The 17,232-nt window shown below is 70.4% G+C and carries 21 protein-coding genes and 1 tRNA gene; 11 read left to right on the top strand and 11 right to left on the bottom strand.

Annotated elements, in window-relative coordinates:
- Window positions 1-2: 2 nt before the first annotated feature.
- Together proC and FN821_RS01650 are read right to left on the bottom strand one after the other, a co-directional pair.
- Complete coding sequence (proC, locus tag FN821_RS01655) at window positions 3-815, bottom strand: pyrroline-5-carboxylate reductase (protein WP_131170795.1); 813 nt, start codon at window positions 813-815, stop codon at window positions 3-5.
- Window positions 812-1,864 (bottom strand): aspartate-semialdehyde dehydrogenase, encoded by a 1,053-nt coding sequence (locus tag FN821_RS01650; RefSeq protein WP_131170794.1) that lies wholly within the window; start codon window positions 1,862-1,864, stop codon window positions 812-814. Before FN821_RS01650 ends, proC begins: the two co-directional genes overlap by 4 nt.
- Window positions 1,865-1,905: 41 nt before the next feature.
- Here FN821_RS01650 and FN821_RS01645 point away from each other — a divergent pair, with 41 nt between their 5' ends.
- Window positions 1,906-2,100, top strand: coding sequence for a hypothetical protein (locus FN821_RS01645; RefSeq protein WP_131170793.1), 195 nt, complete (start codon window positions 1,906-1,908; stop codon window positions 2,098-2,100).
- Window positions 2,101-2,128: 28 nt separating this feature from the next.
- Here FN821_RS01645 and FN821_RS01640 read toward each other — a convergent pair whose 3' ends face one another.
- Window positions 2,129-2,929, bottom strand: coding sequence for a CPBP family intramembrane glutamic endopeptidase (locus FN821_RS01640; protein ID WP_421958027.1), 801 nt, complete (start codon window positions 2,927-2,929; stop codon window positions 2,129-2,131).
- 139 nt (window positions 2,930-3,068) lie between these two features.
- Here FN821_RS01640 and FN821_RS01635 point away from each other — a divergent pair, with 139 nt between their 5' ends.
- The 3 genes from FN821_RS01635 to FN821_RS01625 all read left to right on the top strand — a co-directional run bounded on the left by FN821_RS01635 (window position 3,069) and on the right by FN821_RS01625 (window position 4,637).
- Complete coding sequence (locus FN821_RS01635) at window positions 3,069-3,707, top strand: VOC family protein (protein ID WP_131170792.1); 639 nt, start codon at window positions 3,069-3,071, stop codon at window positions 3,705-3,707.
- Window positions 3,708-4,013: 306 nt separating this feature from the next.
- Window positions 4,014-4,274 carry a GlsB/YeaQ/YmgE family stress response membrane protein gene (locus tag FN821_RS01630; protein WP_131170791.1) on the top strand — a complete coding sequence of 87 codons (261 nt, stop codon included), beginning with the start codon at window positions 4,014-4,016 and terminating at the stop codon, window positions 4,272-4,274.
- Window positions 4,275-4,367: 93 nt separating this feature from the next.
- A complete protein-coding gene (locus FN821_RS01625; protein ID WP_131170790.1) occupies window positions 4,368-4,637 on the top strand; it encodes a CsbD family protein in 270 nt (89 codons plus the stop codon).
- Window positions 4,638-4,773: 136 nt separating this feature from the next.
- On the opposite strand, the gene fdhD is transcribed toward FN821_RS01625, so the two are convergent.
- The 7 genes from fdhD to FN821_RS15100 all read right to left on the bottom strand — a co-directional run bounded on the left by fdhD (window position 4,774) and on the right by FN821_RS15100 (window position 10,774).
- The gene (gene fdhD / locus FN821_RS01620) at window positions 4,774-5,607 is read right to left on the bottom strand and encodes a formate dehydrogenase accessory sulfurtransferase FdhD (protein WP_131170789.1); all 834 of its coding nucleotides are present in this window, start codon (window positions 5,605-5,607) and stop codon (window positions 4,774-4,776) included.
- Window positions 5,604-7,010 carry a SelB domain-containing protein gene (locus FN821_RS01615; RefSeq protein WP_131170788.1) on the bottom strand — a complete coding sequence of 469 codons (1,407 nt, stop codon included), beginning with the start codon at window positions 7,008-7,010 and terminating at the stop codon, window positions 5,604-5,606. Before FN821_RS01615 ends, fdhD begins: the two co-directional genes overlap by 4 nt.
- A 17-nt stretch (window positions 7,011-7,027) precedes the next feature.
- A tRNA-Sec gene (locus tag FN821_RS01610) sits at window positions 7,028-7,123 on the bottom strand.
- Between the two features lie 194 nt (window positions 7,124-7,317).
- Entirely contained in the window at window positions 7,318-7,974 is a 657-nt protein-coding gene (locus tag FN821_RS01605; RefSeq protein ID WP_131170787.1) for a LysR substrate-binding domain-containing protein, read from the bottom strand.
- A 12-nt stretch (window positions 7,975-7,986) separates the two neighbouring features.
- Window positions 7,987-8,901 carry a nucleotide disphospho-sugar-binding domain-containing protein gene (locus tag FN821_RS14110; protein WP_180319726.1) on the bottom strand — a complete coding sequence of 305 codons (915 nt, stop codon included), beginning with the start codon at window positions 8,899-8,901 and terminating at the stop codon, window positions 7,987-7,989.
- A 292-nt stretch (window positions 8,902-9,193) separates the two neighbouring features.
- Complete coding sequence (locus FN821_RS15105; RefSeq protein ID WP_479681053.1) at window positions 9,194-10,153, bottom strand: molybdopterin-dependent oxidoreductase; 960 nt, start codon at window positions 10,151-10,153, stop codon at window positions 9,194-9,196.
- 60 nt (window positions 10,154-10,213) lie between these two features.
- Complete coding sequence (locus tag FN821_RS15100) at window positions 10,214-10,774, bottom strand: dehydrogenase (RefSeq protein WP_131170786.1); 561 nt, start codon at window positions 10,772-10,774, stop codon at window positions 10,214-10,216.
- A gap of 160 nt (window positions 10,775-10,934) precedes the next feature.
- On the opposite strand from FN821_RS15100, the gene FN821_RS14105 reads away from it, so the two are divergent.
- The 5 genes from FN821_RS14105 (at window position 10,935) to FN821_RS01565 (ending at window position 15,288) form a co-directional block, all read left to right on the top strand.
- Window positions 10,935-11,336, top strand: coding sequence for a VOC family protein (locus tag FN821_RS14105; RefSeq protein ID WP_131170785.1), 402 nt, complete (start codon window positions 10,935-10,937; stop codon window positions 11,334-11,336).
- Between the two features lie 184 nt (window positions 11,337-11,520).
- Window positions 11,521-12,153 (top strand): hypothetical protein, encoded by a 633-nt coding sequence (locus tag FN821_RS01580; protein WP_131170784.1) that lies wholly within the window; start codon window positions 11,521-11,523, stop codon window positions 12,151-12,153.
- 109 nt (window positions 12,154-12,262) lie between these two features.
- A complete protein-coding gene (radA, locus tag FN821_RS01575) occupies window positions 12,263-13,675 on the top strand; it encodes a DNA repair protein RadA (protein ID WP_131170783.1) in 1,413 nt (470 codons plus the stop codon).
- Between the two features lie 147 nt (window positions 13,676-13,822).
- Complete coding sequence (locus FN821_RS01570) at window positions 13,823-14,734, top strand: NAD(P)-dependent oxidoreductase (protein WP_131170782.1); 912 nt, start codon at window positions 13,823-13,825, stop codon at window positions 14,732-14,734.
- Window positions 14,731-15,288, top strand: a complete 558-nt coding sequence (locus FN821_RS01565) for a dihydrofolate reductase family protein (protein WP_131170781.1) — start codon at window positions 14,731-14,733, stop codon at window positions 15,286-15,288. Before FN821_RS01570 ends, FN821_RS01565 begins: the two co-directional genes overlap by 4 nt.
- Here the strand turns inward: FN821_RS01565 and FN821_RS14590 are convergent.
- Window positions 15,285-15,467 (bottom strand): hypothetical protein, encoded by a 183-nt coding sequence (locus FN821_RS14590; RefSeq protein ID WP_131170780.1) that lies wholly within the window; start codon window positions 15,465-15,467, stop codon window positions 15,285-15,287. The genes FN821_RS01565 and FN821_RS14590 overlap by 4 nt on opposite strands.
- A 229-nt stretch (window positions 15,468-15,696) precedes the next feature.
- On the opposite strand from FN821_RS14590, the gene FN821_RS14400 reads away from it, so the two are divergent.
- Both FN821_RS14400 and FN821_RS01550 read left to right on the top strand, forming a co-directional pair.
- Window positions 15,697-16,572, top strand: a complete 876-nt coding sequence (locus tag FN821_RS14400; protein WP_241660046.1) for an HhH-GPD family protein — start codon at window positions 15,697-15,699, stop codon at window positions 16,570-16,572.
- 110 nt (window positions 16,573-16,682) lie between these two features.
- Window positions 16,683-17,213 (top strand): hypothetical protein, encoded by a 531-nt coding sequence (locus tag FN821_RS01550; protein WP_131170779.1) that lies wholly within the window; start codon window positions 16,683-16,685, stop codon window positions 17,211-17,213.
- Window positions 17,214-17,232 lie beyond the last annotated feature (19 nt).

The following is a 17,232-nucleotide window of genomic DNA, read 5'->3' as shown; positions in this document are numbered from 1 at the left end:
GGCTACTTCTCCTTGGCCGGACGCGCCAGGTGGGCCGAGCGGTCGCGGGCCGCCTCCATCGCGGAGATGAACGCCGCCTTGACCCGGTGCACCTCGAGCTCGCGCAGCGCCGCGGCCGTGGTGCCGCCCGGCGACGTGACGCGCTCGCGCAGCACCGTCGGGTGCTCGCCGGACTCGACCAGCAGCTTTGCGGAGCCGTACATCGTCTGGCTGACCAGCAGCGTCGACACGTCGCGCGGCAGCCCGAGCATGACGCCCGCGTCGATCATGGCCTCGACCACGAAGAAGAGGTACGCCGGACCCGAGCCGGAAATCGCCGTCACGGCGTCCTGGTACTTCTCCGGGACCGTGACCGCCTTGCCGACCGCCGACATGATCGCGGTGACCCGGTCGAGGTGTTCGGGCGTCGCGTTCTTGCCTCCGGAGATAGCCGCCATGCCCTCGTCCACCTGGGCGGGCGTGTTGGGCATGACCCGGACGACGGGCGTCCCGTCCGGCAGTCCCGCCTCCAGCTGCCAGGTCTGGACGCCGGCGCACAGCGACACCACCAGGGCACCCGGACGCATCGCCTCGCGGATCTCGGGCAGCACCTCCGGGATGTCCTGCGGCTTCACGACCAGCACGACTGTGTCGGCCGCGCCGGCGGCGTCCACGTTCGTTCCGGTGCGGACGCCGTGCTTGGCCTCCACTTCGGCGCGCCGGTACTCGCGACGGTCGGCCGCGATCAGATCGGACGCCGACCAGCCCGCGCGCAGCAGTCCGGCGAGCAGGGTCTCCCCCATCACGCCGGTGCCGATGATGGCGGTGGTGCTCACTTGCTCAGGTTCTTGGCGACGACCTCGGCGACCTGGATGGCGTTGAGCGCCGCGCCCTTGCGCAGGTTGTCGCCCGAGACGAACAGGACGAGGCCGCGTCCACCAGGAACGGACTGGTCTTGGCGGATGCGTCCGACGTAGACGGGGTCCGCCCCGGCGGCGTCCCGAGGGTTCGGGTAGTCGACCAGCTCGACGCCTGCGGCGTCCTTGAGCAGTTCGGTGGCCTGCTCGGGCGTGATCGGACGCTCGAACTCGGCGTGGATCGCCAGGCTGTGGCCCGAGAACACCGGGACGCGGACGCAGGTGCCGGCCACGGCGAGGTCTGGGAGGTGCAGGATCTTGCGGGACTCGTGGCGGAGCTTCTGCTCCTCGTCGGTCTCGAGCGAGCCGTCGTCCACGAGCTTGCCGGCCAGCGGCACCACGTTGAAGGCGATCGGCAGCACGTACGGGGCGGCGGTCTCGGGCTGGCTCAAGGCGTGCCCGTCGACGGCCGCGCCCTCGATGTCGTCGAACGCCACCGCGTTGCGGGTCTGGTCGCCCAGCGCCTTGGTGCCCGCCAGGCCCGAGCCGGAAACGGCCTGGTAGGTGGCGACGATGAGGCGCTGCAGCCCGGCCGCGTCGTGCAGCGGCTTGAGGACCGGCATCGCGGCCATGGTCGTGCAGTTCGGGTTGGCGATGATCCCCTTCGGCGGGTTGGCGGCGTCCTCGGGGTTGACCTCGGAGACGACCAGCGGAACCGCGGGGTCCTTGCGCCAGGCCGAGCTGTTGTCGACGATCACGGCGCCAGCGGCGGCGATCTTCTCTGCGAACTCCTTGGACATGGTGGCACCGGCGCTCATCAGCGCAATGTCGATGCCGGAGAAGTCGGCGGTGGCGGTGTCCTCGACGGTGATGGGCTGGCCCTTCCACGGCAGCGTCGTGCCGGCCGACTTCGCGGACGAGAAGTAGCGGATCTCCGTGATCGGGAAATCGCGCTCCTCCAGCAGAGCCCTCATGACATTGCCGACCTGGCCGGTCGCACCAAAAACACCTACGCGCATGAGGACCAGCCTAAGGCAGGCCGCTGAACCGCCCGAAGTGTGGGAAGAAGTTGCCCATACTTCGGGCAGAGTCTTGGGTTCCGGACGCCGATGCTCGCATCACCGACGAGGCCAAAGCGGCTGCGGACTCCTACGCGCGAGCCTTCTCAAGCTCCGAGGACGCCCTCGCGAAGCTGGTCCGCGACATCGGCGACGGTGCCGGACAGGCGGCGTCCTGGGTCGGCGACCGGCTGCGCGGCACGTAGTCCGTGGATCTGGCCGACGGCGTCCGACCTAGAACTTGGGCAGGTACGGGGCGAGTAAGGCGTAGCCGATGAAGCTCACCAGGTCCAGGATCACGTGGGCGACGACCAGCGGACCCACCCGGCGCCAGCGCAGGTAGAGATAGCCGAAGACCAAGCCCATCACGACGTTGCCGATGCCTCCGCCGAAGCCCTGGTACAGGTGATACGCCCCCCGGACCACCGCGCTGAACACCACGATCTGCCACCACTGCCAGTTCAGCGCCCGCAGCCGGTTGAACAGGTAGGCCAGCATGACGACCTCTTCAAGGACGCCGTTCATGACGGCCAGCCCGACGTACGCGGGGATCGTCCACCAGTTCGCGGCCAGGTTGGCCGGCTGCACGTTGGTGTTGATGCCGATGAAGCGCGCCGCGTAGTAGAAGGCCAGCCCCGGGATGCCGATGACGGCTGCGGCCAGGAGGCCGCGCGTGACGTCGAAGCCCGGACGCCGCAGGTCGAAGCCGATCTCGCGGCGGTTCCCGGTGAGCCACAGCAGGTAGAGGGCCAGCAGCGCGGGGACCATCGGGAAGATGATCCCGGCCACCTGATACGAGAGGTCGAGCCAGGGCCGGTTCGGCACCACCGAGTTGTTGATCGTGGTCGTTTGCTGACCGATCGGGATCGGCCGCGTCAGCTTCTCGGCCAGCGACAAGATGGAGTACACGGCCGATTGGCCGAGCGACACCCCCAGCACCAAGGCGATCTCCCAGCCATAGCGACACTTTGTCAGATCGGGCGCGCGGACGCCCGCGACGGCGTCCGACTCAGGACTGGGTACGAGGGCTGCCACGGGCGCCAGCATAGAAGCGCCGGACGCCGACCGGCGTCCGGACATCTCTCGATATCGACATGTGCGGCCCGACAACGGCATATACCATCCGGGGGCGACGGATTCGCTTTTCAGCCGTTAGTTGCACTTCAATGACGGCATGCGCATCGCCAACCTGTCCTTCGCTGCGGGCCCGCATGGTCTGCTTGCCGCGGTAGCGGAATTGGAGGCTCAGCTCGGTGTGAAGTTTCGCGACGGCGGCTTCCATCCGCGCTTCGGCACCCGCAACAACATCCTCCCGCTGCTGAACGGCCACTACCTCGAGGTCGTCGAGGTCCTGGAGCATCCGGCCGCCGAGAAGGCCATGTTCGGCCAGGCAGTGCGCGCCCGCACGGAGTCCGGCGGCGGCTGGCTCGGCTGGGCCGTCGAGGTCGATGACATGACGCCCCTCGAAGAGCGCCTGCAGCGCGAGGCCGGCGTCGGCTCGCGGCATTTCCCGGACGGACGCCTCCTGGAGTGGGAGCAGATCGGCGTCCGCGGTTTCGCGTCCGATCCGCAGCTGCCGTTCTTCCTGAAGTGGTCGTCCGAGCCCAGCACCCACCCCAGCGCCCTCGGCCCGAGCGAGGTCGAGCTGGTCAAGATCTACATCGCCGGCAGCCGGCAGCGGGTCAGCGACTGGCTCGGCTTCGACCTGGTCGACTCGTTCGACGGGGTCGAGTTCAAGTTCATCTCGCCGAACGGCCAGCCCGGCCTGGACGCCGCGAAGTTCAAGACCCCCCAGGGCACCGTCAAGATCTAGGGTTCGCTTTCATCAACGTAGGACAGCGGGTCGGCCAACGCCGGCCCGCTTTCGCGTTGACCGGGGCGGCTTCGCGTAGCTGAGGCGCCGCTCTGGGGGAGGACACCCATCACCCTGGACGTGGGCACCCACGTACGCCCCGATCGCTTGAGGCCCCTCGGAGACGTTTCGTACGTTCGTGGTCACCGGAAACAAACCCGGAGTTGAGAAGGACAGACGGGCCAGAGGCTTCACCGATGGCCGCCAAACCTTCTCGGCAGACACAGCGACGAACTGGTGCCAAGGCACCCAAGGAGAGGACCGATCATGGGTTTCCTGGTGTGGGTCATCATCGGCGGTATCGCCGGCTGGGTGGCCTCGCTCATCATGAAGACGCGCGAAGGACTGCTCATCAATATCATCGTCGGCATCATCGGCGGCCTCCTCGGCGGCTGGGTGCTCGGCCTGTTCGGCATGGCCCCCGAGGGCAACGGGCTCATCGCCTCGTTCCTGACCGCACTGGTCGGCGCCTGCATCCTGCTGGCGATCGCCAAGGCCGTCCTCGGTGGACGCGCCGTCGGAAAGTAGCTCGTCAAACCTGACCGCGGTCAGGGCTTGAACCTCGGTAACCCCGAACCCCATCACCAACAACCCTTTCAACCCCCGAGAACAGGAGTAGCTATGGCCATCGACGACAAGATCCGGAATGCGGCCGAGCAGGCCGTCGGCAAGGTCAAGGAAGTGGTCGGCGATCTGACCGACAACCAGCGGCTCGAGGCCGAGGGACGCGCTGACGTCGCCGCCGGCAAGGCCAAGCAGGCCGGCGAGCACGTGAAGGACGCCGCGGCGAACGCCGCCGACGACGTTCGTGACGCCGCCCACGACGCTGCGGAAGGCGTCAAGGGCGCCGTCCACAAGGCCGCCGACGCGGTCAAGGACGCCACCAACTAAGCAAGACCGAACACGGCACCGCAAGGTACCGAAAGCGCCGTCCGGCCGACGATCACGTCCGCCGGGCGGCGCTTTCGCGTGTCCGGCCGAGGTCAGTGAGTTTGGCTCTCACAACGAGGACGCCCCGCCGGCGTGTTCAAGATTCGGACCCCACTGTGATGCGGTCGTCGCGCGCGTAGACGTTCATCCGGCCCGCGCGGACGAACCCTGCCAGCGTCAGCCCGAACTCGCGCGCTACGTCGACGGCCAACGAACTGGGCGCCGAGATGCCCGCGAGGATCGGGATGCCCGCCAGCACCGCCTTCTGCGCCAGTTCGAAGCTGGTGCGGCCGGACACCATCAAGATCGTTCCGGACGCCGGCCGGCGTCCGTTCAACAGCGCCCAGCCCACGACCTTGTCGACGGCGTTGTGGCGTCCCACGTCCTCGCGCGCCACCAGGAGGCGTCCGTCGACCGTGAAGAGTCCGGCCGCATGGAGTCCGCCCGTGGACTCGAACGCCGGCTGAGCCGCGCGGAGGGCGTCCGGAAGAGTCGAGATGACGGACGCCGTGACGCGGGTCGCGTCGGAGTCCAGATCGAAGTCCGGACGCCCGCGCAGCAGCTCGATGGACGCCGTCCCGCAGACCCCGCAGGCCGAGGAGGTCAGTGAGTGGCGACGGCGGTCGGCGGGCACGGCGAGGCCCGGGCGCAACTGGACGTCGAGGACGTTGTAGGTGTTCTCGCCCTCGACCGAGCCGGCGCAGTAGCGCATGGTGGCGACATCCTCGGCGCTGCGGATGATGCTCTCGGCGGCGAGCAGTCCGTGGGCGAGCTCGATGTCGTGACCGGGGGTGCGCATGGTGGTCGTGTAGGCGCTGCCGGCGACGCGAAGTTCCAACGGTTCTTCGACTGCGACGGCGTCCGGCCTGGTGGTGCGGGTGTCAGTGGCGATGGTGACGACGCGGATTCGGGCGATGCGGCGTCCACTCATCGGACGACCTTGCGGCGGGAGGCGTCCAGGCGACGGGTCCAGCGGAGGCGATCGAGGTGCTCGAGCAGCGGGATGGCGACGCGGCGGGTGGTCATCAGGGCCTCCTTGGCCTGGGCGGCGGTGAACGGCTGCGGCAGTGCGGCGAGGATGGGCAGGGCGCGGGCGGGGGGCGTCCGGGGCGATGACGATGTGGTCGCCGAGGTCGAGGATGCGTCCGATGCGGACGGCGGCGGCGGGCTCCTTCGGGCCGAGGCGCAGGGCGGCGAGCTCGTCGCGGTCCGGGGCGGTGAAGGGCTGATCGCGCAGGCGGGCTTCGAGTTCGGCGAGCGCGTCCGAGCGATCGCCGAGGTCGGCCGTGGCACCCGGGCGGGACACGTGGCCATCGTCCAGGGTGAGGCCCGCGGCGCTGGCCAGGGGAGGCAAGAGATGCGGGTCCGGGAGGCCGATCGCCGCGGACGCTGCCGGCTGGGGCATCCGGGCCTGGAGGGTTCGAGGGCGGTGGACGCCGACGGCTCGTTCGGTAGGGCGGGGTCGGGCGCGAGCAGCCCAGAGCCGATGTCGACCACGAGCGGGACGCCGCGCTCCCGGCAGAGGTCGGCCAGCTCCCGAACGCCAACCTCAGCCGCGAAGCCCTCGATGCGGAAATTGCTCGGATGCACCTTCGACACCGCCTGTGCGGATGCCCGCGGCCAAGCGCTGGTTCGCATCTGAGTCGGTGACAACGGTGGCGTCTCCGGACCGGCCCCATCCTGGCGTTGCGACTGGCACAGTCCCGCGGCCGGGCGTCGTGGGCGTCGATTCCCGCGACATGCCTCGGCATAGTCGCGCAGGTGCGTCCGGTTGGTGGCGCCGACTTCCACGAGCCGAGCCCCGGTGGACGCGACCAACTCCCCCACCCGGAACCCGTCGCCGATCTCGACCAGCTCGCCGCGCGACACGATGACCTCGTCTGCGAGCGCGGTGACGGCCAGCACCAGCGCGGCGGCGCCGTGGTTCACGACGAGCGCGTCCTGGGCAGCCAGCACCGCCGCGAGCAGCGCGAGCACCGTGCGCCCGCGGGAGGTCCGGGTGTTGGTGGCCAGGCCGAGCTCCAGATCGGTGTACCCGGATGCCGCCACCATCGCCGCGACGGCGGCGTCCGAGAGGGGGGCGCGTCCGAGGTTGGTGTGGACGACGACCCCCGTGGCGTTGAGCACAGCCCGCATTGAGGTCGTTCTCCGCAGTGTTTCCAGCGCGACGGACGCGACGGCGTCCGGCTCGATCAGGCCCTGCCGAACGCGCTCCTGCGCCGCCCGGATCGCCGACCGAACCGGACCCGAGCCGAGCCGTGCGGCGGCGTCCACGAACTCCTTACGCCCCAGGAGGGCGTCGGTCCGCGGGATCGACCGCCTAGGATCGCTCACACATCACCCCTTGTCAGTGGCGGAGACGGACGGGAATCGAACCCGCCAGGCCGAGATACTCGGCCTCACCGGTGTTGAAGACCGGGGAGCCCACCAGGTGCCCGGACGCCTCCGGGGCCGGGCCTAGTCAGCGGCCTCCCGGTTAGGCTCGCGCCCATTCTTGGCGGAAAAAGTCTCGCTAGGCGATACCTATTCCGCCAGCAGTCGCCGATCAGGCAACACCCGCATCGGCCACGCCCGTTCGACGACTCTCGCTGGCGACACATGCGCTTTTGGTCGGTCGTCCAACCAACACCGCATCCATCAATCAGCCGCGCCGGCCGCGCCTGGGCGGTCTGGGGCGGGCGGCGCCCGCTCGGGGCGGGTTCTTGGCAGGTGGACGCCGCGGCGCCGGCTTGGCCTCGCGCGGCTCGGGACTGGGCCGCGCCGAGCGGGAGCTGTTCGCGGTGCGTCCGCGGACGACGCCGATGAAGTCATCCAAGGAGGTGTTCTCGTTGTCCACGGACCAGACCAGGGCGATCGTGGTGGGCTCTGCGTCCACGACGGGGCGATAGACGAGGTCGCGCCGGCTCTCCGTGCGGGCCACCGACAGGGGCACTCGCAGCACGGCCTCACCGTCGACCACCTGGTCGATCGACGAGGGGCTGACCTCGGTGAGCACGCGCTCAGCCGACAAGTCGGACGCCGCCACCTCGTCGAACAGGGAGATCGGGTGATCTTTCGACACCCACACCACCGGCACCTCGTCGTAGAGGCGAATGACGTGGACGCCGTCCGTCGCGACGGGCAGGCGCGCAAACACGAAGTCGACGACCCCAGCATCAAGCGTCTCGCGGACGGCAGCTTCGGCCACCTCGACGAGCCCAATCGGCACCGACGGGTAGCGCTCCTCGAAGATCGTCCGCCACTTCCGCAGGATCACCCCGGGCACGAAGCCCACACGGAGGCCAGGTTCGGGACTCATCACGCTGGAAGGCTAGCGCGCCACGCTGAGGCGTCCGAAGACGGCGACTGCCCCGGCCACGCCCGGCTCGGACCGGGCGTGGCGTCCCAGCTCGGACGCCCGCCGACGCTGGTCGGCGTCGTCGCGCAGGCTCACCAGGGCCGCCGCGAGGTTCTCGGCAGTGAGGCGACGACGCGGAATGGGTTGAGGACCCACCCCCAGCGCCGCCAGACGAGCCCCCCAGAACGGCTGATCGACCGCGAACGGCACGACCAGCGCGGGAACCCCAGCCACCACCCCAGCTCCCGTCGTGCCAGCCCCACCGTGATGGACGACCCCCGCGGACCTCGGGCAAAGCCAATCGTGAGGCGCCTCATCGATGACGAGCAGCCGACCAGAGCTGTCCGCGGCGAGCCCACCCCAGCCGGACAGCAGGACCACCCGGATGCAGCTGAGCCCGTAGAAACCCCGCCGACCGAACCCGCCCAAGTGGCGAACGGGGGAGATCGTCAGCAGCCGCCGCCCGGACGCCCGCGCCGCGGCCAACTGGTCCGGCCCCTGCTCGATGAAGGCGACGTGGCGCCAGGTGTCCGGACCGAGGTGGCCGGTGTTGTCGTAGGAGCTGCCGAACTCGTGGACGGCCGGCGCATCGTGACCGTGCTCACCACCTCCGGGCGCCTCGGCGACCCGCGGCGGCACTCGGTTCCACTCCTTGCACGCCACCTCACAGGCCTTGCAGCCGATGCAGATGGACGTGTCCGTGAAGAACCCCTTCCGGGTCGCCGCCGGACGCGCGCCGCCCCCCGCCCGCCCCGCAGTCGCGGTCTCGTTCCCCGGACGCCCCCAGCCAGCATCGGACGCCGGATCCGTGGGGCCGGACAGTTGGTTGCCGAACAGCCGCCGCAAGTCGGCCTCGCGACGGGCGATCACGCGTCCGATCACGCCCATGTCAGCACCTCCCCCATTGCGTGACTGGGTGCCCACGTTCCCGGAAACCCGCAACCACGAGCACCCAGACACCGAGCGCGTGCCACCAGGGCTCTCCGCAGGGGCCCGGCAACCAATCCCCGAGCCCCACCACAGGCCAGCCCAACAGCCCGACCAGATCGCCAGCCACCTGGCCCCCGCCCAGCCCGACTGGGTGCCCACACTCCCGGGGAACCGCAACAACGAGCACCCAGACACCCGCCTCTACGTGGCCCGGTGAAGGTCCACCGCCCACTGACCGTCTGCTCCGCGCTCATCCCAGGCCCGCCTTCCGGCGGTACTCGTCCACCAACTCGACCACCGCGGAGCCGCGCGGACGGCGTCCGGGCACGATGTCGCAGGACCCGACCTTGGATTCCTGGATGTTGACGTTCGGGTCGAGGGCGAGTCCGAGCAGGTCGTTGGCGGCGTCGCCGGCGACGATGGCCTCGTCGCCGACGCAGGTCCGCTCGATCACCTCCGGGGTGTAGCGGGCGTAATGCCGCTTGACAAGCTGGAACACGCAGAACGGGTCGGTCAGCGTGGGGTCGGTGCGCACCCGCGCCTGCCCCAGCTGCGGTCCGCCTTGGCCGTGGGTTTCACCAGCGGACGCCGCCCCGGCGAGTCCGCCGTCGAGGGCCGCTTCTGGCTCCCCTGCTGTGCGGGACGCATCCCCCACGTGCTCGGCGTCCGATTGCGGGCGGAGTTGCTGTTGCTCTACAACACCAACTCCGCCATGAATCTGGTCGCGCTCGTCGGTGAGGCCGAAGGGACGGTGAACGTCCTGGGTCTGGGCATCGAGCAGTGCGCGTCCGGTGTGCGCCTCGCGTCCGGGCTCGCCCGGGTCCGGAGCCGCGTAGGCCCACGACGACAGGTCGTACGCGGCGGCGTCCGGGTCGAAGCCGGAGAAGAGGCCGTCGAGGTCCTCGGTGTCGCGGAAGCGTCCGTCGACGATCGTGGACGCGTTCGTGTAGGCGACGACGTACTCGCTGAACCAGAGGTCGTTGGTGAGGACGTGGTTGATCAGCCCGCCGAGCAGCGCGATGTCGCTGCCCGCGCGGATCGGGATGTGCCGGTCGGCTTGGGCGCTCGTCCGGGTGCAGCGCGGGTCGACGTGAACGACGACGGCGCCGCGGCGGCGGGCCTCCTCCACCCACTGGAACCCGACCGGATGGGCCTCGGCCATGTTGCCGCCCATGACGATGATGCAGTCAGCGTTGGCGAGATCCTGCAGGTATTGGGTGGCGCCGCCGCGCCCGAACGAGGCCCCCAGACCGGGAACCGTGGCGGAGTGTCATATGCGCGCCTGGTTCTCGATCTGGATGGCTCCCGCGGCGGTGAACAGCTTCTTGATCAGGTAGTTCTCTTCGACGTCCAGGGTCGCGCCGCCCAGCGAAGCGATGCCCATGGTGCGGTCGAGGCGGTTGCCGTCCGGGTCCTCGGACTGCCAGTAGTCGCGCCGGGCGGCGACGAACCGATCGGCGATCATGTCGGTCACCTCGGCGAGGCCGAGCGGCGTCCAGTCGGTGGCGTGCGGGGCGCGGTAGAGCACGGTCGTCTGCCGGTTCGGCGCGTTCACCAACTGCTCGGACGCCGCCCCCTTGGGGCAGAGGCGGCCGCGCGAGATCGGCGAGTCGGGATCGCCCTCGATCTGGATGACTTTGTCGTCCTTGGCGTACACCAACTGTCCGCAGCCCACGGCGCAGTACGGGCAAACGGACCGGGCGACATGGTCGGCGTCCGCAATGCGGGGTGTCAGGTGCTGGGTCTTGGCGCTGGTGACGGCGGGGCCGCGTCCGAGCCAGTCGCCCGTGCGCACCTGGCGCACGACCGGCCAGTCGAGGAACGTTTTCACCGCCCACCTCCTTGGCCCGGACCCTACGACAGGCGACCCCCGACCGACCAGAGTCAGGCCGAATCCGTGGAGGGCCCGAGCCGGTCCGCGGGGGGAATTTGCGCGCGGCGGCGTCCGGAGTAAGGGTTACCTAACTACGTCTCGTCCAGGAAGGACGCCCATGATCACGCTCAGCGCGTACCTCAACTTCCCCGGCAACAGCCGCGAAGCCATGACCTTTTACCACGGCATCTTCGGCGGGGAACTCAACGTCATGAGCTTCGCCGACTTCGGCGTCACCGAGATGCCCGCGGACGGCACGATGCACGCCGCTCTCATCACCGATCAGTTCCGCCTGTTCGCGTCGGACGCCATGCCCGGCGCCGAGCAGACCTGGGGCGGGACGCGCGTGTACCTGGCGTTCATGGGCGACGAAGAGTCCGTGCTGCAGGGCTACTTCGACGCGCTCGCCGAGGGCGGCTCGGTCGAGCAGCCGCTCGAGAAGCAGGTGTGGGGCGACTCGTACGGCCTCGTGAAGGACAAGTACGGCCTCGAGTGGATGTTCAACATCGGGACGCCGTAGGGCTAGTTCGCCTTTCGGCACGTCGGCGTCACTGTTGGGCCTGGGCCCTTGGCGAGGCCCAAGCCCAACAGTGATCGGACAGTCCGGACGGCAACACCGACGGACGCTCGCCAGTGGTGGGGGCAGGCCACCCCTGGGTGGGTGACCCCTGACAGTCCGCGGTGGACGGGAGCATGCTGACCCCATGCATGCGTTGAAGCTTCTGCCCGTCGGTCTGGCATTGCTGCTCAGCGGTTGCGTTGGGGCATCCACCCCGGCGTCCGCACCTCCCACCTCCACCACGAGCACGACCACTCCAGTGGTCCAGGTCACGATCGCGAGCCCCACGTTGGCATCGGCGTCCCCCGTGGCAGCGGCCAGCGTGACGCCGGCTGTGACGGTCTCGGTCACCCCGCCCAGTGCTCCAGCGAGCCCTCCGGCGACAACGCCCGCGGCGTCCACGACTGCCGCTCCGCCTGCGTTCGACGCCTACCCCACGCAGTACAAGTTCGCGTTCCTGAACGCGATCGTGAACCGCGACGGGACGATGGCCGCCGTGCTGGATCCGGTGACGATGTGCACCTCGGCCTCGACGGACGCCGCGTGCAAGGCCGCCATCCACGGCGAGGAGTACCTCGTGCTCAACCAAAGCACCAAGACGTACACGGTTCCCTTCGCGCCCGGCGGGAAGGTGAAGTACCTCCGCTCGGGGATGCCCGACGACTACCGGACCGAGTCGCCCGCCGTGCGGTCCTGGGCGCCCGCGGACCGTCAGGTCTACGTCGTCACCTCCAACGGGACAACGCTCTCCGTCGTGGCGGAATGGTGGCACCCGTAGTCAGTAAGGGTGGAGCAACGCCATCAGGTCGTGGCCGGGTCGCTGGGTTTTCCACAGGCCGGACGCCGACGCGCGAGTTTTGTCGGAGGGGCCTTCTAGCGTTCCGCACATGGCGAAGGTGACGGCGGGGTATCGGTGCGGCGAGTGCGGGTGGGCGACCCCGGTGTGGGTCGGCCGCTGCAAGGAGTGTCAGGCGTGGGGCTCGGTGGCGGAGACGTCAGCGACGGCGTCCGGCACCCGAGCGACTGCACCGAGGGCGTCCGCTTTGCGGATATCCCAGGTCGGGGCCGACGAGGCGCGCGGGCTTCCCACGGGCATCGGAGAACTTGACCGGGTGCTGGGCGAGGGGCTCGTGCCCGGGGCGGTGGTGCTGCTCGCCGGCGAGCCAGGCGTGGGCAAGTCAACCCTGCTGCTCGAGGTCGCCGCAGCGTGGGCTCGGAGGGGGCGACGAACGCTGTACGTATCGGCGGAGGAGTCGGCGGCGCAGGTGCGGCGAAGAGCCGACCGCACGGACGCCGTGACCGACGACCTGTTCCTGGCGGCCGAGAGCGATTTGGCGACCGTGCTCGGCCACATCGAGGAGCTGTCACCGACGCTCTTGGTTCTCGACTCGGTGCAGACGGTGTCGGTCGACGGCACCGACGGGGTCCCGGGCGGGGTGACGCAGGTGCGCGAGGTGACGAACGCGCTCGTCCGTGTGGCGAAGAGGCGCAACATGGCGGTGCTGATCATCGGCCACGTCACCAAGGAGGGAGCGATCGCGGGGCCTCGCACGTTGGAGCACCTGGTCGACGTCGTGCTGTCGTTCGAGGGCGATCGTCAGTCGGGCTTCCGGATGGTACGGGCGTCCAAGAATAGGTTCGGGCCGGCCGACGAGGTCGGCTGCTTCGAGATGACCGAGCGCGGTATCGCGCAGGTCTTGGACCCATCCGGGCTCTTCACGTCGACCCAGGGCGAGCCGGCCTCGGGGGTCGCCGTGACAGTGACGCTGGAGGGTCGGCGTCCGCTGCTGGCGGAGGTCCAGGCACTGGTCACGCCGAGCGCCGCGCCCTCGCCGCGACGGGTCACCCATGGCATCGAGGGCTCCCGCGTGGCGATGGCCCTGGCGGTGTTGCAGCGGCGGGCTCGCGTGAAGACCCACCACCGGGACGTCTACGTCTCGACCGTCGGCGGGGTGCGGCTGGCTGATCCCGGCGCCGATCTCGCGGTGGCGATCGCGGTGGCGTCCGCTGCCGCCGACTGGCGACCGGCCAGCCGGTTCGCGGCCCTGGGTGAAGTGGGACTATCCGGCGAGTTGAGGCGGGTCCCCGGCACCGCGCGCAGGCTCGCGGAGGCTGAGCGGCTGGGGGTGAAGGTCGCGCTGGTCCCGAAAGGGTCCGGCGCTTCCTCGACCCGAGGGCTACGGGTGATCGCGGTCGGCACGCTTGCCGAAGCCCTCGACACCGTGTGGCTGGAACTCACCGATCACGCCCGGGCCGTCAGTGATCGACGCGCCTGGCAAGAGAAAGGAGCGGCGACGTGAAGGTCAGCGGCCCGCTCCCTGCGGGCCAGGGTCTAGCGGCCCGCCCCCGCGGGCCAGGTCTAGGGGTGCGGCAAGACGGCGGACAGAGCGGGCTCGGCGTCATCAGAGGCGAGCTACGGTGACCTTCTCGGAAACAGAGAGGCCACCATGAGAGTCGCGTTCCTCGGGCTCGGCCGCATGGGCTCCGGCATGGCAGGACGCCTGCTCGCGGCCGGCCACGACCTCAGCGTCTGGAATCGGACGCCGTCGCGCACCGATCTTCTGGTCGCGCTCGGAGCCACCGCCGCAGCCACCCCCAGGGAGGCCGCCGGCGGGGCGGATGCGGTCGTGGCCATGCTGGCCGACGACCACGCGAGCCGCCGGGCATGGCTCGGCGCCGACCCCGGCGGCGAGTCGCACGCCGACGGCGTCCTCGACGCGACGCCCAACCCCGGGGCGTTGGCCATCGAATGCTCGACGCTGTCCCACGGCTGGGTCTCCGAACTCACAGGGCGAGCCACGGCGGCCGGCTGGCGCTACCTGGACTGCCCCGTCACCGGCCTACCGGACGCCGCAGCGTCCGGACGCCTGACCCTGCTCGTCGGGGCCGACGCAACCGACCTGGACGCCGCCCGTCCCATCCTCGAACCGCTCTCTGACAAGGTCATTCACTTCGGCGCACCCGGCGCGGGCACCGCGTACAAGCTCATCGTGAACCTGCTCGGGGCCATCCAGATCGGCTCGGCCGCCGAGGCCCTCGCACTCGCCGAGCGGGCCGGACTCGACCTCGCTCAAGTCGTCGACGCCCTCAGCACGAGCCAAGCGGCGAGCCCTCAGGTCGTCCGGACCATCCGGCGGATGCTGGCCGACGACGCGGACGCCGAGGTCACCTTCTCCGGACGCCTCCGCCGCAAGGACGCCGCGTACGCCCTCGACCTGGCCCGCGCGATCGGCGGGAGGACGCCCTTCGCCGACGTGTCGCTGGCTGGCCTGGACGCCCTGCTCGCGGCTGGCCGCGGCGACGCCAACGAGACCGCGATCATCGAGATCGCCCGCCGAGCCCCTGAGGAGCACCGATGAAGGTCGTCTACAACACGGCCACCACGATCAACGGCTTCCTCGCCACCCCGGACGACTCCCTCGACTGGCTGTTCGCGATCCCCGGCGACACTCCCGACCTGACCCCGTTCATGGACGACGTCACGCTCCTCGTCGTCGGACGCACCACCTACGACTGGGTGCTGCGGCACGAGAACCTGCTGGCCGAGCCCGCCAAGTGGCAGGCCTACTTCGGCGACCGCCCCACGTTCGTCTTCAGCTCGCGACCGCTCGACGTGCCGAGGGGCGCCGACGTGCGTCTCCTCAGCGGACCCGTCACCGAGGCCCTTCCGCAGATCGTGGACGCCGCGGGCGCCGGTGTCGTCTGGGTCCAGGGCGGCGGGGACCTGGCCGGTCAATTCCTGGACGCCGACGCCCTCGACCAGATCGTCCTGAGCGTCGCGCCCGTGACGCTGGCGTCCGGGCGACCGCTGCTGCCCCGCGACCTGACGTGGGACCGGCTCAGGCTCCGCGAGGCGTCCAAGGTCGGCGACTTCGCCTACCTGACGTACGACGTCAGCCGCCATCAACCCTAGCCAACGCCGCGTTGCCGCGCACGCACCCGTCCACCACTGAACCACCGCGCCACGCCGGCCACCATGATCACCGGCAGGTTGAGCACCAGCAAGGACGCGACCTGCGGCCAGGTGTGCGGCGCGCGCGGATCCGATGGCACAGCACCCAGCAGCTTGTGGACGGCGCGCGTCGCGAACACGGTCGATCCGAGGACCCAAGCCGGCCACCACAAAGCGCCGCCCGAGCAGCCCACACCCCACCACACCCACGAACCGCGGCACCGGGATGAGGTTGTTCGCGACGTCCGACGGCGACAGGTCGAGCCAGACGACCACCACCACGGTCACCCCCAGGCCCCATGCCAGCCAGGATCGCCTCACCTCCGGCATCACCACCGCGGGTCGCGTCCTGACGTAGGCTCGCGACCCGTGGACCGTCCCCGGATCGCCGCCGAGATCAGCGCCTGGTACGCCGCCAATGCGCGCGACCTGGCTTGGCGGCGTCCGGGCACGACGCCGTGGGGCGTCATGGTCAGCGAGTTCATGCTGCAGCAGACCCCCGCCGCCCGCGTCACCCCGGTCTGGCTGGCCTGGATCGAGCGCTGGCCCACCCCCGCCGCCCTGGCATCCGAGCCGGTCGGCGAGGCCGTTCGGGCCTGGGGACGCCTCGGCTACCCCCGCCGCGCCCAGCGGCTGCACGCCGCGGCGTCCGCGATCGTCCAGCGCTTCGCCGGACAGGTCCCCGCCGACGAAGCCGACCTGCGCTCGCTGCCAGGCGTCGGCGAGTACACCGCCGCCGCGATCGCGTCCTTCGCCCATGCACGCCGCGCGCTGGTCCTCGACACGAACGTCCGGCGCGTCCTGGCCCGGCTGGACGGCGGCGAGGCGTTCCCGCCGGCGTCGATCAGCAAGACCGAACGGACTCGCGCCGAGGCCTGGCTCCCCGACGACCCGCACGCCGCCGCGCTGTGGGCGGTGGCGTCCATGGAGCTCGGAGCCCAGGTCTGCATCGCGACCGGACGCCCCGTGTGCGGCCGCTGCCCCGTCGCCGACGACTGTGCCTGGCGCGCCGCGGGCTACCCCGAGTGGGACGGCCCGGAGCGCAAGGCCCAGACCTACGCCGGCACGGACCGCCAGTGCCGCGGAGCCCTGCTCGCAGTCCTGAGGGACGCCGACGCCCCGGTCCCCAGGGCTAAGGTCCTAGCCGCGTGGAGGACCGACGCCGAGCAGGCGAGTCGCGCGCTGGCGTCCCTTCTCGACGACGGACTCGTCCGGCTCGACTGCGCAGGCGACCTCACGCTTTAAGGCGGGACGCCGGCCGGCGTGACGATGACCGTCAGAGCTGTCCCCGTTCGCACCTAGGCAGGAGGAGGGCACCCCTGGGCGAACCGACCCGCCATCTCTAGGGTGTCCCCATGCAGCGGCCTTCGGTGTTCCGATCCGTGGTGCTGGCTGTCGTGGGGGTGCTGTACGCCGTCGCGGCGGGGATCATGTTCTGGCCCACGAGGGGTCTGGCCGCGCAGGTGTTTGCTTACTGCGGCCAGGCGCCGCTGGACGCGCGTCCGGGCTGGACGGGGGCGGACGCCACGGCGTTGCTGATCGCGTGCGGGCCGGCTGGCCAGGAGGCCTACCGGGAGATGGCCACCTACGACATCGCGTTCCCGCTCCTGACAGCCGGCGTGCTGGCCCTGTTCACGCTGGGGGCTCGGCGACCATCCGGACGCGGCTGGCTCCTGCTCCTCCCGATCGCGCTCTACTTGCTGGCCGACTACGCAGAGAACGTCGTGATCTGGATCCTCTTGGTCGTCGGCCAGCGGCTGACCCCGGCGGTGGCCTTGGTCGGCGGTTCGGCCACCACCCTCAAGTGGTCGGCGCTGGCGCTCTCCGTTGCGGTGCTGATCGGTGTCATCGTGCGGGCCCAAGTACGTCGCGGGCGAGATCGTTAGCCGCCGCGTTCGTCGGTGT

The sequence above is a fragment of the Propioniciclava tarda genome, assembly GCF_900182665.1.
GTDB lineage: Bacteria > Actinomycetota > Actinomycetes > Propionibacteriales > Propionibacteriaceae > Propioniciclava > Propioniciclava tarda.
Note: the sequence above shows the minus strand (reverse complement) of the source record. Positions and strands in the feature narration are given on the sequence as shown.

Coding starts and splice junctions, on each gene's coding strand:
- FN821_RS01570 (WP_131170782.1), top strand. CDS start 13,823: ATGAGAGTCGCGTTCCTCGGGCTCGGCCGCATGGGCTCCGGCATGGCA.
- FN821_RS01625 (WP_131170790.1), top strand. CDS start 4,368: ATGGCCATCGACGACAAGATCCGGAATGCGGCCGAGCAGGCCGTCGGC.
- FN821_RS01580 (WP_131170784.1), top strand. CDS start 11,521: ATGCATGCGTTGAAGCTTCTGCCCGTCGGTCTGGCATTGCTGCTCAGC.
- fdhD (WP_131170789.1), bottom strand. CDS start 5,607: ATGAGTGGACGCCGCATCGCCCGAATCCGCGTCGTCACCATCGCCACT.
- FN821_RS14110 (WP_180319726.1), bottom strand. CDS start 8,901: ATGGGCGTGATCGGACGCGTGATCGCCCGTCGCGAGGCCGACTTGCGG.
- FN821_RS01630 (WP_131170791.1), top strand. CDS start 4,014: ATGGGTTTCCTGGTGTGGGTCATCATCGGCGGTATCGCCGGCTGGGTG.
- FN821_RS01635 (WP_131170792.1), top strand. CDS start 3,069: ATGCGCATCGCCAACCTGTCCTTCGCTGCGGGCCCGCATGGTCTGCTT.
- radA (WP_131170783.1), top strand. CDS start 12,263: ATGGCGAAGGTGACGGCGGGGTATCGGTGCGGCGAGTGCGGGTGGGCG.
- FN821_RS14105 (WP_131170785.1), top strand. CDS start 10,935: ATGATCACGCTCAGCGCGTACCTCAACTTCCCCGGCAACAGCCGCGAA.
- FN821_RS01565 (WP_131170781.1), top strand. CDS start 14,731: ATGAAGGTCGTCTACAACACGGCCACCACGATCAACGGCTTCCTCGCC.
- FN821_RS01605 (WP_131170787.1), bottom strand. CDS start 7,974: ATGAGTCCCGAACCTGGCCTCCGTGTGGGCTTCGTGCCCGGGGTGATC.
- FN821_RS01550 (WP_131170779.1), top strand. CDS start 16,683: ATGCAGCGGCCTTCGGTGTTCCGATCCGTGGTGCTGGCTGTCGTGGGG.